Source organism: Pseudomonas sp. 14P_5.3_Bac1, from assembly GCF_025466135.1.
Taxonomy (GTDB): Bacteria; Pseudomonadota; Gammaproteobacteria; order Pseudomonadales; family Pseudomonadaceae; genus Aquipseudomonas.
The window spans coordinates 82,859-96,683 of the sequence record NZ_JANLOF010000078.1 but is presented as its reverse complement, the minus strand read 5'-3'; the positions used below and the strand labels follow the sequence as shown (position 1 = coordinate 96,683).

The following is a 13,825-nucleotide window of genomic DNA, read 5'->3' as shown; positions in this document are numbered from 1 at the left end:
GCTTAGCGAGACACCGGGCCTTGCTGTTCGCAGGGCCTATTGCCGCTCCAGGGAGCCAGTTGGATGACCATACACGCGTCGAACAAAACGTCTCAGCAGCTTTATATCGACGGCTGCTGGGTTTCCCCGACCATTGCCGCCAGTTTGCCGGTGGTCAACCCGGCCAATGAGGAGGTGGTTGCACAGGTCGCAAGCGGGTCTGCCGAGGATGTGGATCGTGCCGTTGCGGCAGCACGTGCGGCGTTCGCCGGTTGGTCTGCAACGCCCGCGGCATCTAGGGCGTTGGTGCTTGGGAAAATCCACGAGCTTATCCTTGAGCGCAAAGAGCAGCTTGCACAGGCGCTCTCCTTGGAAATGGGCGCCGCCATCGGCTTCGCTCGGGCAATGCAAGTGCCGTTGGCGGCCGAACACGTTCGGGTCGCTCGTGATTTGCTGTCCAGCTATCGCTTCCAGACGGTGGAAGGCGGTACCGCCATCCAGCGCGAGCCCATAGGCGTCTGCGGTCTTATCACGCCGTGGAACTGGCCGTTGTATCAGATCACCGCCAAAGTCGCCCCGGCCATCGCCGCAGGCTGCACCGTGGTCTTGAAACCCAGCGAACTGTCGCCGCTGAGTGCCCTGCTGTTTGCACAACTGGTGCATGACGCAGGCCTGCCGCCCGGGGTGTTCAACCTCGTCAATGGAAGCGGTGCCCAGGTTGGCGCAGCCATGGCGGCACATCCGGATATCGATATGATCTCAATCACCGGCTCCAACCGCGCAGGCGCGCTGGTTGCCCAAGCGGCAGCCCCTACGGTGAAACGTGTCACCCAGGAACTGGGGGGCAAGTCGCCGAATGTGTTGCTGCCCGACGCCGACTTCGCCAAGGCCGTACCGCTGGGGGTGATGTCCGCGTTTCGCAACGTCGGGCAATCGTGCAGCGCTCCGACCCGGATGATCGTGCCAAAAAACCGTTTGGCCGAGGTCGAAGCCCTGGCGGCGGCGACTGCAAATGCGCTCATCGTTGGCGACCCGCAATCGGAAGACACGCAATTGGGGCCCATCGCCAACGAAGCCCAGTTCAATCGCGTCCAGGCGATGATCCAGGCAGGCCTGGACGAGGGTGCGAAACTGGTGTGCGGTGGGCCTGGGCGTGTGCTGGGTTTTGACAAGGGTTTTTATACCCGCCCCACGGTTTTCTCCGACGTGAACAGCGCCATGCGCATTGCCCAGGAAGAAATCTTCGGCCCGGTGCTGTGCATCATTGCGTATGAGACGGTGGATGAAGCCGTCGCCATCGCCAACGACACGGTATACGGTTTGGGCGCCCACGTTCAGGGCCACGACTTGACGCAGGCACGTGCCGTGGCGTCGCGTATTCGTGCGGGCCAAGTGCACCTGAACTACCCCGCGTGGAATCCGATGGCGCCGTTTGGTGGCTACAAGCGCTCAGGGAATGGTCGGGAGTATGGCGTGCAGGGGTTTGAGGAGTATTTGGAAACCAAGGCTATTATTGGATTTGGTGAATGAGTCATGGGCCTGTGGCGAGGGCTTAATTTTGCAGGCATGGAAAAGCCCAAGCGTTACCGTTTGGGCTAAGTCATTGAGTTATAGGGTCGGGACGGAGTGATTCGAACACTCGACCCCTAGCACCCCATACATGGTGTAGGCAGATATGCACGTGGCCAAGGCGGCGATACTCTAAGAGTTGAGATCCTTGGTGCGGCCCAGGTTGCCAAATTCCTGTGCTTCGCACGCAGTTATCGCATAGGGGCCGAAACCGACCAACTCCGATTAGGCTTGTTGCACCTCGCCGCTCATGCCGGCGTCATTGTTGAAAGCCCGGAGTACTTGGGGAATGGCGACATTAGCGAACGTACAGGTTTGTCCAAGTCCACGACCAGTCGCCTGACCCAGACGCTTATCCGCAGCGGCATGCTGGTGTACGAGGAAACGGAGATTGCTGACGCCTGCGAAAGCGTGCGACTTCGAGGGTATTGCGCTGCTTCCTGGCAGGCCGAAGTTGTGACCATTTCCACGCCACTTGGCATACGTAATTACCAGGGCCACATATTGAATATCAGCGTATCGACCCCTAAGTCGATTGAAGCAGTGATCGCTCAATATGCCAAACCATTGACGGCGCTGGCTGACAAAATTCGAGCCAGTTTCTTCGATCGCGACGGACGCTAATCACGGGCTGAACAGCCTGGCCAACAAGCCGAATTCAGCCTGCAATAAAAAAGAACGCGGTCAATGGCGGTCGACGGGTGGTGTTCATTTCGCACAAGAAACGGTTCCAGCGGGTACTTGAAACGCGAAGGCGCGTTCTCAATACATTTCAACACAACGGCTTCAACTCAAAAGTCCGCCACCTTACCCCAGGCGGACGTCTGAAAACGGTCTGGGTGATAAGGACGCGGATCAACAATGGGGGTCATACCGCTGACGATATCGGCAATCAGATGACCCGCGCCCGGACCAATACCAAAACCATGCCCGCTGAACCCTGCCGCGATCACCAACCCTGGCAGGCTGGCCATTTCGCCGATACCGGGAACACCGTCCGGCGTACTGTCCACATAGCCGGCCCAGGACGCCTTGATCGACGTTCCTTGCAAAGCCGGCACCAATTGCACCGCGCGCTTGTAAGTCAACGCAACTGTCGAGGCATCAGCGCTTGGATCGAGAATGCGCATTCTCTCCATCGGCGTGGGCTGGTCCAGGCGCCAGCGCTTCAAGCTTTCGTGGCCTGCGTGCCAGCCTTCCAGCCCCCCAAGCGCAAGGTTGCGCCAGCGGCGCTGAAACATCGGCAAGAATTGCGTAGAGAACCCCAGCAACTGTGGAGTGATGTCGACTCGACCTCGTCCGCTGATCGCCAGCGTGTAACCGCCATCGAAGCGGCGGGTCATGGACGCGCCAGCGGTATGCAGCGCACTGGGAATTTCCTGGCTCGGAGCGGTGACCGAAAGAACGGTCTGACGAATCGTCGCCTGCGGGAACCGAATACCGTATTGGCGGCAGAACGACGAAGCCCAGGCGCCGGCGGCAAGCACCGCGAGCCGGGTGCGTATGGTGCCTTTTTCGGTGATCACCGCCGACAATCGACCGCCTTCGGTCTCGACGCCCCGCACGGCGCAATCCTGGTGCACGCTACTGCCCAGTGCCATGATCGCGCATGCGACCGCGGGGGCTGCGCGGGAAGGGTCGGCTATGCCATCGGTGGGCGCAAACACCCCTCCCCTCCAAGACGTGCCAGTCGCCCTGCCACGCTCTGCGGCCTGCTCGGCGGTGAGCATCTGGGTTTGCACGTTGACCGTACGCGCAAACTCGCCCCAGCGCGCCCACCCTTCCAGCTCCTCGTCGTTGTTGCTTAGGTAAAGTAAGCCGCACCGCGTAAAACCGGTCTGCTCACCGGTTTGCGCGGCGAATTGCTCCCACAGTTCAAGGCTTTTGGTGGCCATCGGCAACTCACGCGCATCGCGATTCTGCTGACGGCACCAGCCCCAGTTACGGCTTGATTGCTCGGCGCCTATGCGGCCCTTTTCGACCAGGGCGACCTTCATGCCGCGTCTGGCAAGATAATAGGCGGTAAAGGCGCCGATGATACCGCCGCCGATCACGACCACATCAGCCTCTGCCGGCAGATCGGCAGAGGTATGCACGGGAATTAAGGGTGCTGGCATGTTCTAGTTATCCAAATGGGGTCAGAAGAGTGACCTGTTGCTAAAGCCCGACCAGTCCGGCCAGCCCGCCGATATCCGGGATCTGGTGGTAGCCGAAGGCAGCATTGGCCGGCTGTTCATGCCCCCGGGCCACGAAGGCTTTGTGCTTGATCTTCATGTCGTGGGCCGACATCAGGTCATAGCGAAAGCTCGATGAAACATGCAGCACATCCTCCGGCCTGCAGCCCAGGTTATCGAGCATGAACTCGAAAGCCGCCAGACGTGGTTTGTAGGCCTGGGCCTGCTGGGCGGTGAAGACCTTGTGAAACGGTGCGCCGAGCTTGTCGACGTTGGACATGATTTGTTCGTCCATGGCGTTGGAAAAAATCACCAGGGGAATCTTGCCGGCGATTTTCGCCAGACCCGCCGGCACGTCGGGATGCGGTCCCCAGGTCGGCACGGCGTCGTAGTACACCTGGCCTTCGTCGCGGTATTCGATGCCCCAACGCTTGCACGTGCGCGCCAAGGCTATCTTGAGAATCTGGTCATAAGGCAGCCAGTCACCCATGACCTGGTCCAAGCGATAGGCCGCGTAGTCCTTGATGAACTGGTCCATTCGCTCAGCCGGGATGCGATCGGCAAACAGATCGCGCGTCAGGGCTGCGGTTTTGAAGTTGGTCAATGTGCCGTAGCAGTCGAAGGTAATGTACTTGGGGCGAAGAACGCTCATGAATGCGGTCCTTAATCAGTGCTGAGGTCATTACGGCGCAAGCCGCTGTGGGGTGCCGAGCATCCGGCCCTCATGAATTTATTACATCACCATGAGGCCGTGCATAAGCGCTTAAACGCGGGGTTACTTGGTACAAACTACCGTTTTAAAGGCACGCCCCAGCAGCTTTATCGAGGCGCCGGGGTGGGCTTTACAACTCGGCAAAAGCGCTTTCCAAGGCGTCCAGCAGCCGACCCGCCTCCCTTGCTGTCCAGATCAAGGGCGGGCGAATTTTCAGAATGCTCGCATCGGGTCCGGTCGCAGAAATGAGCACGCGTTTTTCCCGCAGATGGTTGACCAGGCGCAAAGCGGTCTGCATGTCCGGCGTTTTGCTGGCCCGGTCCTTTACCAGCTCGACCGCGAAGTACATGCCGGTGCCTCGCACGTCGCCAATCTGCTCGTACCGGGCAGCCAGGTCGTTGAGACCCGCCATGATCAGGCTGCCCACACGGTTGGCGTTGGCCATCAACTGCTCTTCGGTAATGACATCCAGCGTCGCCTGAGCGGCCGCAATCGCGACGCTGTTGCCGCCAAACGTATTGAAATAGCGCATGTCGCGACCGAAGCTCGCGACCACTTCCGGGCGCACCATCAATCCCGCCACTGGGTAGCCGTTGCCCATGGGTTTGCCCATGGTGATGATGTCCGGCACCACCGCGTGGCGTTGATGCCCCCAGAAATGCGTGCCGCTGCGACCAAACCCCGACTGGACCTCATCAGCGATGAACAGGCCTCCCGCCTTGCGCACCACCTCGGCGATCGGCCCGAATACATCGACCGGATCACAGAACAGGCCATCGGACGAAAACAGGCAGTCGGCAATGAACGCCGCGACTCCCCCCCCATGGCGTTGGATATCGCGGATCTGCGCCGCCACTTGGTCGGCCATATAGCGGCCCAGTGCTTCACGTGGGATGCGATAGGAGTCCGGAGCAGGCACCCGGCGCACGAACGGGTCGAGCTTGGCATTGATACCCAGCGACGGCGAAAAAGCTGCCACGGTCGCCGAGTTGCCGTGGTAGGCCTCGGCGGTGACGATGACGCCCGTATTGCCGGTGTGATGCCGTGCAATGCGGATGGCAAGATCGTTGGCTTCCGAACCACTGCAGGTGAACATCAAGTGCCCTTCGGCGGCCATCTCTCCGTCCGCCGTGGCGCGCAGCTGTTCGGCGTAGTCAAGAATGCCGTCCTGCATGTACCGAGTGTGGCTGCACAGCTTATTCATCTGTTCAGTGACCGCAGCGATAACGCGCGGATGGCAATGCCCCAACGACACCACGTTGTTGTAGGCGTCCAGGTACTCGTTGCCGTCCTTATCGTACAGGTAAGCCCCTTCGCCACGCACAACCCCCACCGGCTCGTTGTAGAACAACCGATAGGCGGGCCCCAGCAAATCGATCCGACGCTGAATATGTTCACGTGCAGCAGGGTCCAGGCGATCGGCGTTGGCAGGGTTGAAGCCGTTAGGCATGTCACCACGGACAGCCCGGATATTTGAGTTGCTCATTTAAACCCCCTAAGCAATGGATGAATCAGTCGGCGAAGTGCATCAAAAGCGCTGACATCTGTGACGGTGACCGGTTAAGCATCCAATCCAACTGGCCCCATCCCGGCGCGGCATTCCTTAAAATGTAGGCGCTGTTCTGCGGGAAAAGCTGCGAGCGCCAGGTGGTAATCAACGCTCTGGCAACCAGGCGTGCCATGGCCAGGTGCGGGATAAGGGCCAGCTCCTCTGGCGTCAGGTCGGCGACCCGCAGGTAACCTCTGAGCAGATCCTTGGCGGGGGCAAAAATATCGAGGTCCTGGCCGGGTTGCACCGCGAGCAACTGGTTCATCATGGCTGTAGACACATCGATGGCAATAGCAGTCTTGACCGTGTCGCCGAAATCGATGATCGCTCCGACACATTGCGGGCGATGCGCATCGATGACGATGTTCGAGGTATTGAAGTCGTTATGCAGCACTTGTTGTCGGCACCCAGCGATCAAGCCCTCCACCTCGCCAAAGCGTTCGAGTGCCCGCTCCAGCGAGTGCCGGCGCGCGGGCTCGACGACACCGTTGAGCATTGGCTCAAGCATCCGCAGGTGCTGCACATCCCAGCAGACCTTGCGCGATTCTGCCGGGTGGGTAAAGTCGGCAGTGGCCAGCCTCAGGTGCGCAAGCAATTGGCCGATCTGCTCGCGCCCCAGGGAGTTGAGGGTGGTTTTATCCAATGGTGTGCCTGGCATAAAGCTCAGAAGCCTCACCTGCCTTGACTCACCACTTTCAGTTACTACGGTGGTCAGGTACCTGTCGTCCAGTGCGGGGTAAACCCTGGGGATCGGTAACTGAGGCGCCCTGCGCCCAATATGCTGCATCACTTCGATTTGCAGCGAGAGCTCAACGGGCGCTTCCTGCGGGTTGGCGATCTTGAGCACGTAGGATTGGCCGCTTGAACAATCGCAGCGAAACGTATCGTCTTTTTCCGTGGCAAATCGCGTCAACTGCGCGCTGATACCAAACTGCTCCAGCACAATACGCCGGCCTTCCTCAAGCGACACTGGCGTGAAAGGCGCCGCCAAATCTCCCTGTAAGGCGACAAGGCTTTCGCTGGACTCATCTTTCCCAATTACTTGCATTGCCGGACTCCTGGGCGTGGAAAGCCATGCATGGCACGACATCGATGCAAATATATTGTGCTACAATTATTTTAATTGGAAGGAAATATTTCGAGCTTCTAACTGGATTTCAGATAAGAAATTAAAAAAACAATAATAATCAATAGGTTATAATTGATTTAAAAGCTCAAAAAAAATATAGTTGTTGCACAATTTATAAGAGGACCAGCGACCTCGCTGGCGAGCGTCACCGCGGGCGTATTAGAATCGCTCGCTCTACCGAGCCCCAACCCTCGTCGTGGTTAACATGATTTTTTCCAGCACGAACATTGAAACATCCCCAGTCAAGCCCTCAGCGGTCGAAGCACTGGCTGCAAAGCTCAAGGCCAGGATCCTGAACGGTGACTTCGAGCCAGGCGAATTCCTGCGAGACGTCAAGATGGCGGATGAGTACGAAGTGGCGCGCAACACGTTTCGCAGCGCAGCACAGCTGCTGGTGTCATTCGGCTTGTTGCTGAAAGTACCTCATCGCGGGTTCTGCATACCCGAGTTCGGCCCGGATGACATCGTCGATATTGCTCGGCTGCGCGGGGTACTGGAAACTGAAGCGGTGCGCATGATTATCCTTAATGGCACGGTTCCAGCTGACGCGCTGGACGCCGTTGAAAGATTGCGCAATGCCGCACCCGACACCCCACGCTCAGACATTGTCACCGCCGATGGTGACTTCCACCGAGCCATCATCCGCGCCAGTGGCAGCGCACGCCTGCAGCGCAGCTATGCCATGCTGGAGAGCGAGATTGAGCTGCTGCTAGTACTGCAACAGCCCTGTTATGAGGACCCCAAGCAAATCGTCGAGGACCATGAGCACTTGATAGCCTGCCTTCGCAGTCGCGACTTCGAAACAGCCCGTACAGCGTTTGTCGAGCATTGGGAGGATTTGAGCGCCAAGCTATTACGTGCACAGTTCGAGCGACGACAATCGCTTTGAACAACAATAAAAGTGCAGAATGTGGCTGGAAGGCTTGATGCAGTACTCAGTGATGATACTGCTGAAGGAGGAGTTCTGCGTGCAGAGCTGGTCAACCAAGCGCGCTTGTCTTCAAGGGAATGGAACCCTCTTTGCTATCGAACAGTCCGCTTCGCCCGAGCAGCTTCCTCGCGAGCCCCTTACCCTGCTAACCGACTGAGAGCTCCTGCAACAACCACCTCCATTGAGCAGCTCATTACGGCAACCAGGCCATGCCCATCCACGACTGGACCATGGCTCTGTGAGCCAACCTTCAACAGGCGCCACCCCCTTAAAATGTGGTGGCGGCGCGAACGATCTACTAATAATTAAGCGCGAAGAGCCAACGCGACCAATTCCTTCATCGGTATCGATGGACGGCCAATCAACGTTGATAAAACACCTCCATCATCAAACAGCGCTCCGCGGGACGCCGCGGCATCTGCGTCAGCCAGCAGGGCGGCAAGATCAGCAGGAAGCCCAAAATCAACCAGCAATTTTGCGTAGTCCTGCTCAGGAAGATCGTTGTAGACCACAGGCTTGCCGGACTGGCGGGAGACCTCAGCCGCCAGTTCGGCCAAGGTGAAGGCCTGATCGGCTGCCAGCTCATATATTTCGCCTGCATGGCTGCCTTTAGTCAGGACCGCCGCTGCCGCCGCTGCCGCCGCTGCGTAATCTTTACGCGCCGCCGAGGAAAAGCGTCCGCACTTTGCAGAGCCTACGAACGCACCATGCTCAAGTGCAGCAGACAACGCGTATAAGTGGTTTTCAGTGTACCAACCGTTGCGCAGGATGACGGCTGGAAGCCCGGACGCAGCGATCGCTTCTTCAGTTTGTCGGTGTTCTATCGCGAGCTGAGCGGTCGATGAATCGGCGTGTAACATACTGGTGTAAGCCAGCAGTGAAACGCCCGCCTGTTTCGCCGCATCAATGACGGCACGGTGTAAAGGCAGCCGCCCGTTTACTTCGCTAGAGGAAATCAAAATAAGCTTTTCCACTCCCTCAAACGCGCGGGCTAATGTTTCAGGCCTTGCGTAGTCTGCCTCGCGCACAATCACTCCGCGTTCAGCCAGGTCTTGTGCCTTCGCAGGATTGCGGACCGCCGCGATAATGCGAGAACCCGGCACGCTCTTCAAAAGCTGACGAACATCCGGGAATATGTTGACACCCAAGCGCTGGCACGGGCCTCAGAGGGCGTCGCGAGCCCCAAACACTGAGCCGCAGGGACCACCATTAACGGAGGCGACCCGCAAAGGGCTTATATATTGGTCTTGAGCTTGCCGCCATTCGACGATTACTTGCGCGCACTCCAGTTTAGATTGAACCTCCGTTGCTCAGGTGGACTCCCAACTCTAAATCTAGGAGGAACTCATGAGCCAAACAGCTTTAGTCGTCGGCGCCAGCGGCATCGTCGGCAGCGCCATCACTCAATTACTGATCGACAACAAGTGGCAGGTCGCCGCGCTATCGAGGCACCCGTCGCAATCGCAAGGCGTGATCCCCATCGCGGCAGACCTCCAGGATCCTGCCTCGCTGGAACATGCGCTTGCGGATCTGAAACCTACTCATGTGTTCATCACCACATGGTCGCGGCAAGCCACGGAGGCCGAAAACATTCGCGTCAATGCCGCCATGGTTCGCAACGTGCTGGCCGCCGTTCGACCCGCCAAGAGCGTTGAGCACGTAGCACTGGTTACTGGCCTGAAACACTACCTCGGCCCGTTCGAAGCCTATGGTAAAGGCAGCCTTCCGCAAACACCGTTTCGCGAAGAGCAGGATCGTCTGAATGTCGAGAATTTCTATTACGCCCAGGAGGACGAACTTTTCGCCGCGGCTGAAAAGGACGGCTTCACCTGGAGCGTTCATCGCCCGCATACCGTCACCGGGGTTGCCGTAGGCAACGCGATGAATATGGCGACCACCCTCGCCGTCTACGCCTCGGTTTGCAAACAAACGAATCGCCCTTTTGTATTTCCGGGATCAAGAGTGCAGTGGGACAGCCTCACCGACATGACGGATGCACGGCAGTTGGCGAAGCAACAACTGTGGGCGGCCACCACGCCAGCGGCGGCCAACCAGGCATTCAACGTGACTAATGGCGATGTGTTTCGCTGGAAATGGATGTGGGGCCGAATTGCCGAATACTTCGACGTGCCTGCTGTCGATTATCCCGCCTCACTCTCACCGCTTGAGCAGCAAATGGCTGACGACCAAGCCGCGTGGACGCAAATAGTCGCGGAGCACGGTTTGAAGGAAGCTGATATTGGTCGCCTGATATCCCCATGGCATACCGATGCAGACCTTGGTCGACCCATCGAAGTCGTCACTGATATGTCGAAAAGCCGTGCAATGGGCTTCACCGCCTACCAGGCGAGCGATCAAGCATTTTTCGATGTGTTCGACAAACTCCGCGAGATGCGCTTGATCCCCTAGGTCGTGCCACAACGGATAGGCTTAAGGGCATTCGCTTAAGCCTTCTGTTGCACAAACACCAAGCAAAAGCGTGTACCTGCTCCAGTGCTCTCAACGGTTACCCGCCCGCCATGCAATTGCATAATTGAACGGACGATTGCTAACCCCAAGCCACCAGAATCGTCCGGCTGATTGCGTGACGGGTCGCACCGGTAGAAGCGCTCAAACAACCGAGGTAGATGTTGCGCCGAAATCGGCGGGCCTTGGTTGTGCACAGTGACTTCGATCCTGTCCTCCCACACCACACTGCTAATCGTCACTGCGCTAGCAGTAGCGCCATAACGCAGCGCGTTGGACAGCAGGTTAGCCAATGCTCGACGGACCAGGGCCGGATCAGCACGCACGTGGTCATGGGCCTGATTGATCAGCGTGACATCACGCTCTTGCGCCACGCCTTCAAAATACTCACACAGTTGCTCGACTAGATCGTGCAGGTTGATGAGCTCATTACTCACCGATGCATGCGACTGCTCGTTACGAGCGAGAAACAGCATGCTGTCGATCATTCGCGCCAGACGCTCATATTCTTCCTGATTGGAAACCAGCAGGTTCTGGTAGTCCTCAATTGAACGACCATGCCTGAGCGATTGTTGGGTATGCCCCATCAGGTTAGTGAGCGGAGTACGCATCTCATGGGCGAGATCCTCTGAGAATCGTGAGAGCTGGGCGAAGCCCTCTTCGAGGCGTGCGAGCATTTGATTAAGCGCCTGGCTGAGCACTTGCAGTTCACTGAATTCGTTGAACTCATCCAGCCGCAGATGCAGATGGTGTGCATCAATGGCGGCAGCGCGCTTGGCCAGCAGGCGCACAGGTCGTAAGCCTCGCTGACTGACCCACCCGCCGAGTACAAAAGCCAGCAATGCGCCGACCGACATCGCGAGCCAGAGCTTGAGTCGGTAAGCCCCCAGCATCTGCTCGCGCTCGCTCAACAACTTGCCAGCAATCAGGGTCAAGCCGCGATCACCCTGCATGACATGCTGCCAGGCAAGCCGCACCGGCACCGAAGTGTCACCGTCACCCACCTGAGCCTGGGCTGCAGCCGGTAACCTGGGCAAGCTCATGCTGACGGGGTTGATTTCGATCAGCACCTGGCCTGTGTCATCGATGATCCACAGCAGGTTGTCGCGATTGCCCAGCATGTTTTCGTATAGCTTGGGCCGATTTCTGAGTTGCTCGACGCTGACACTGTCGTTGATCAACGCCTGCATGCGCTCCAGGCGCCCGAGCAGGGCCTGGTCATCGCGCCAGGCGATTTCTCGCTGTAACGACTGATAAAGATAAAAACCAATGGAGCCCAGCAGCAGCGCGCTGACCAACGCGAACATGACCGCCAGGCGCAAGCTCAGGGCGCGCGGAAACAGTTTCAGGATTGCACCTCAAGCATGTAGCCGATGCCACGCACTGTCAGTATCAACTTGAGCGGGTAAGGATCGTCAACCTTGGCGCGCAGTCGCCGGATGGCGACGTCGACCACATTGGTATCACTGTCAAAGTTCATCTGCCAGATCTGCGAAGCAATCAACGAGCGCGATAGCACCTCCCCTTCACGGCTGACCAGCAGGTGCAACAGGGCAAACTCCTTGTTGGTCAAGGTGAGGCGCTCTCCCCCGCGCGTAACTTTACGCCGCAACAGATCCAGGCTCAGGTCTGCAACCAGGAACTGCTCGACCTCACGGGGCGGCCCCCTGCGCAACAGGGTGCGTACGCGCGCCAACAACTCGGCATAGGAAAAAGGTTTGACCAGGTAATCATCGGCCCCTGACTCAAGCCCCTTGACCCGATCCTCCACAGAGTCCCTGGCAGTCAGAAAAAGCACCGGGGTTTGCCACTTGCGTCGAATAATCTGCAGCAATTGCCATCCGTTCAGGCCCGGCAGCATGACGTCCAGGATGATCAGGTCGAACTCACTTTCCTGCGCCAGATACTGGCCCTCCAGGCCATCCAGGGCGACTTCCACCACGTAACCCGATTCAGTCAGGGCTTTGTGCAGGTAATCCGCTGTTTTCGCTTCATCTTCTACAACCAGGATACGCATCTTTTCCTCCGGAACTGGCGCATAGGCTAGCGCGCCCGTGCGTTTTGGCACATTACATCTTGGTAATCATCAGGCAATCATTCTGACGGAGTGCACGGGGCATCATGCCTGGCTATGACTCAGCCAGACCAATCAAAGGACAAAGCATGCGTATACGCCTATCGACCTCATTGCTGATGTCACTCGCAATGAACTCAGCGCTCGCCGTTGCAGCCCCGGATCAAGTGCTGCAGCGCAACGACGTGTCAATGGCAATGGCCAATGATTTGCTGAACGCCGCGCTGACAGCCTGTCATGCCGATGGCCGTACAGGTGTTGCTGCCATTGTCGACCGTGGGGGCAATCTGGTCGCCCTGCAGCGTGACGATAACGTGGGCCCACACAACACATTAGCCGCCCAACGCAAGGCCTATACCGCCCTATCGACCAAGACGCCAACACGACTATTGGCAGAGCGTGCCCGCAGCACCCCCGATGCGCAAAACCTCAACACCCTGCATGAGCTATTGCTGCTGGGCGGCGGCGTGCCGTTGCTGTTTGAAGGGCAAGTCATTGGCGCGATCGGCGTGGCCGGTGCCGGTGGTGCAGCAAACGATGAAGGTTGCGCATTGGCCGCTATCAACAAAATCTTACCTACCGTCAAAAACTAAGGACATCATCATGACTGGATTAAAAACGTTCTTCGCGGGCCTTGTATTGAGTGTCGTATCGTCACTGGCGTTAGCGGCAGGAAACCCGCTCAGCGTGCATGTACTCAACTTACAAGATGGTCTGCCCTCCCCTGGCGTCAATGTCACGCTGGAAAAACAGGACGGCGAAAGCTGGAAAATGCTCAACAGCGCCGCGACAAATGAGCAAGGGCGTATTCCCGGGTTGTACCCCGATGGTCAGGCGCTGGAGAAAGGCACCTACCGTGTCACCTTCAAAACCGGGGAGTGGTTCAAAGCGCACAAAGTTGCAAGTTTCTTTCCGGAGGTACCGGTCATTTTTGAGGTAGACGGGACACTTTCGCACTACCACATCCCATTACTGCTCAGCCCCTACGGTTTCTCTACCTACAGAGGCAATTGAGCGTCGACCCGACAGAGCAACAAGGCCGCCCCTGATCTCATGGGCGGCCTTTCTGTTTGATTATTTTGCATCACCACCCACCTTGATATCGAAGGCGCAGGCGATCCGTTCATGGCAGCAGGCATGACCGTGCGCAGCACAGCAAAAAAGTTACCTCGCCCAGACAGTGGCCGCCGCTGTGTCGATAGCCGTTGCGCGGTGCCTGCTTCCAACCCCGACTCAGACGAG

The 13,825-nt window shown here is 58.1% G+C and carries 13 protein-coding genes; 6 read left to right on the top strand and 7 right to left on the bottom strand.

The window, feature by feature from the left end; translation table 11 throughout:
• Positions 1-63 precede the first annotated feature (63 nt).
• Positions 64-1,509 (top strand): aldehyde dehydrogenase family protein, encoded by a 1,446-nt coding sequence (locus tag NTD89_RS21320; protein WP_262209540.1) that lies wholly within the window; start codon positions 64-66, stop codon positions 1,507-1,509.
• A gap of 270 nt (positions 1,510-1,779) precedes the next feature.
• On the top strand, positions 1,780-2,172 hold the full coding sequence (locus tag NTD89_RS21315; protein WP_262209538.1) for a helix-turn-helix domain-containing protein: 393 nt from the start codon (positions 1,780-1,782) through the stop codon (positions 2,170-2,172).
• Positions 2,173-2,339: 167 nt separating this feature from the next.
• On the opposite strand, the gene NTD89_RS21310 is transcribed toward NTD89_RS21315, so the two are convergent.
• The 4 genes from NTD89_RS21310 to NTD89_RS21295 all read right to left on the bottom strand — a co-directional run bounded on the left by NTD89_RS21310 (position 2,340) and on the right by NTD89_RS21295 (position 7,031).
• Positions 2,340-3,665: an NAD(P)/FAD-dependent oxidoreductase gene (locus NTD89_RS21310; protein ID WP_145160723.1), complete on the bottom strand. Its 1,326-nt coding sequence runs from the start codon at positions 3,663-3,665 to the stop codon at positions 2,340-2,342.
• A gap of 40 nt (positions 3,666-3,705) precedes the next feature.
• Positions 3,706-4,374: a haloacid dehalogenase type II gene (locus tag NTD89_RS21305; RefSeq protein WP_145160721.1), complete on the bottom strand. Its 669-nt coding sequence runs from the start codon at positions 4,372-4,374 to the stop codon at positions 3,706-3,708.
• A gap of 190 nt (positions 4,375-4,564) precedes the next feature.
• A complete protein-coding gene (locus NTD89_RS21300) occupies positions 4,565-5,920 on the bottom strand; it encodes an aspartate aminotransferase family protein (RefSeq protein WP_145160718.1) in 1,356 nt (451 codons plus the stop codon).
• Positions 5,921-5,945: 25 nt separating this feature from the next.
• Entirely contained in the window at positions 5,946-7,031 is a 1,086-nt protein-coding gene (locus NTD89_RS21295) for a phosphotransferase (RefSeq protein ID WP_145161226.1), read from the bottom strand.
• 286 nt (positions 7,032-7,317) lie between these two features.
• Between NTD89_RS21295 and NTD89_RS21290 the strand changes: the two genes are divergently transcribed.
• The gene (locus NTD89_RS21290) at positions 7,318-8,001 is read left to right on the top strand and encodes a GntR family transcriptional regulator (RefSeq protein ID WP_262209535.1); all 684 of its coding nucleotides are present in this window, start codon (positions 7,318-7,320) and stop codon (positions 7,999-8,001) included.
• Between the two features lie 347 nt (positions 8,002-8,348).
• On the opposite strand, the gene NTD89_RS21285 is transcribed toward NTD89_RS21290, so the two are convergent.
• Positions 8,349-9,191 (bottom strand): SDR family oxidoreductase, encoded by an 843-nt coding sequence (locus tag NTD89_RS21285; RefSeq protein ID WP_262209534.1) that lies wholly within the window; start codon positions 9,189-9,191, stop codon positions 8,349-8,351.
• A 199-nt stretch (positions 9,192-9,390) separates the two neighbouring features.
• On the opposite strand from NTD89_RS21285, the gene NTD89_RS21280 reads away from it, so the two are divergent.
• Positions 9,391-10,452: an SDR family oxidoreductase gene (locus NTD89_RS21280; protein ID WP_262209532.1), complete on the top strand. Its 1,062-nt coding sequence runs from the start codon at positions 9,391-9,393 to the stop codon at positions 10,450-10,452.
• A 35-nt stretch (positions 10,453-10,487) separates the two neighbouring features.
• On the opposite strand, the gene NTD89_RS21275 is transcribed toward NTD89_RS21280, so the two are convergent.
• Together NTD89_RS21275 and NTD89_RS21270 are read right to left on the bottom strand one after the other, a co-directional pair.
• On the bottom strand, positions 10,488-11,858 hold the full coding sequence (locus NTD89_RS21275) for a heavy metal sensor histidine kinase (protein WP_262209704.1): 1,371 nt from the start codon (positions 11,856-11,858) through the stop codon (positions 10,488-10,490).
• Positions 11,855-12,526, bottom strand: coding sequence for a heavy metal response regulator transcription factor (locus tag NTD89_RS21270; RefSeq protein ID WP_262209530.1), 672 nt, complete (start codon positions 12,524-12,526; stop codon positions 11,855-11,857). The genes NTD89_RS21275 and NTD89_RS21270 overlap by 4 nt, the downstream gene beginning before the upstream one ends.
• Positions 12,527-12,672: 146 nt before the next feature.
• Between NTD89_RS21270 and NTD89_RS21265 the strand changes: the two genes are divergently transcribed.
• Together NTD89_RS21265 and uraH are read left to right on the top strand one after the other, a co-directional pair.
• A complete protein-coding gene (locus NTD89_RS21265) occupies positions 12,673-13,176 on the top strand; it encodes a GlcG/HbpS family heme-binding protein (RefSeq protein ID WP_262209703.1) in 504 nt (167 codons plus the stop codon).
• A 10-nt stretch (positions 13,177-13,186) separates the two neighbouring features.
• Positions 13,187-13,597 (top strand): hydroxyisourate hydrolase, encoded by a 411-nt coding sequence (gene uraH / locus NTD89_RS21260; protein WP_262209528.1) that lies wholly within the window; start codon positions 13,187-13,189, stop codon positions 13,595-13,597.
• The last annotated feature ends 228 nt before the right edge of the window (positions 13,598-13,825 follow it).

Bases quoted from the DNA above. Each gene is read 5' to 3' on its own strand.
- NTD89_RS21295 (WP_145161226.1), bottom strand. From the start codon at position 7,031: ATGCAAGTAATTGGGAAAGATGAGTCCAGCGAAAGCCTTGTCGCCTTA.
- NTD89_RS21310 (WP_145160723.1), bottom strand. From the start codon at position 3,665: ATGCCAGCACCCTTAATTCCCGTGCATACCTCTGCCGATCTGCCGGCA.
- NTD89_RS21270 (WP_262209530.1), bottom strand. From the start codon at position 12,526: ATGCGTATCCTGGTTGTAGAAGATGAAGCGAAAACAGCGGATTACCTG.
- NTD89_RS21290 (WP_262209535.1), top strand. From the start codon at position 7,318: ATGATTTTTTCCAGCACGAACATTGAAACATCCCCAGTCAAGCCCTCA.
- uraH (WP_262209528.1), top strand. From the start codon at position 13,187: ATGACTGGATTAAAAACGTTCTTCGCGGGCCTTGTATTGAGTGTCGTA.
- NTD89_RS21280 (WP_262209532.1), top strand. From the start codon at position 9,391: ATGAGCCAAACAGCTTTAGTCGTCGGCGCCAGCGGCATCGTCGGCAGC.
- NTD89_RS21305 (WP_145160721.1), bottom strand. From the start codon at position 4,374: ATGAGCGTTCTTCGCCCCAAGTACATTACCTTCGACTGCTACGGCACA.
- NTD89_RS21300 (WP_145160718.1), bottom strand. From the start codon at position 5,920: ATGAGCAACTCAAATATCCGGGCTGTCCGTGGTGACATGCCTAACGGC.
- NTD89_RS21265 (WP_262209703.1), top strand. From the start codon at position 12,673: ATGCGTATACGCCTATCGACCTCATTGCTGATGTCACTCGCAATGAAC.
- NTD89_RS21320 (WP_262209540.1), top strand. From the start codon at position 64: ATGACCATACACGCGTCGAACAAAACGTCTCAGCAGCTTTATATCGAC.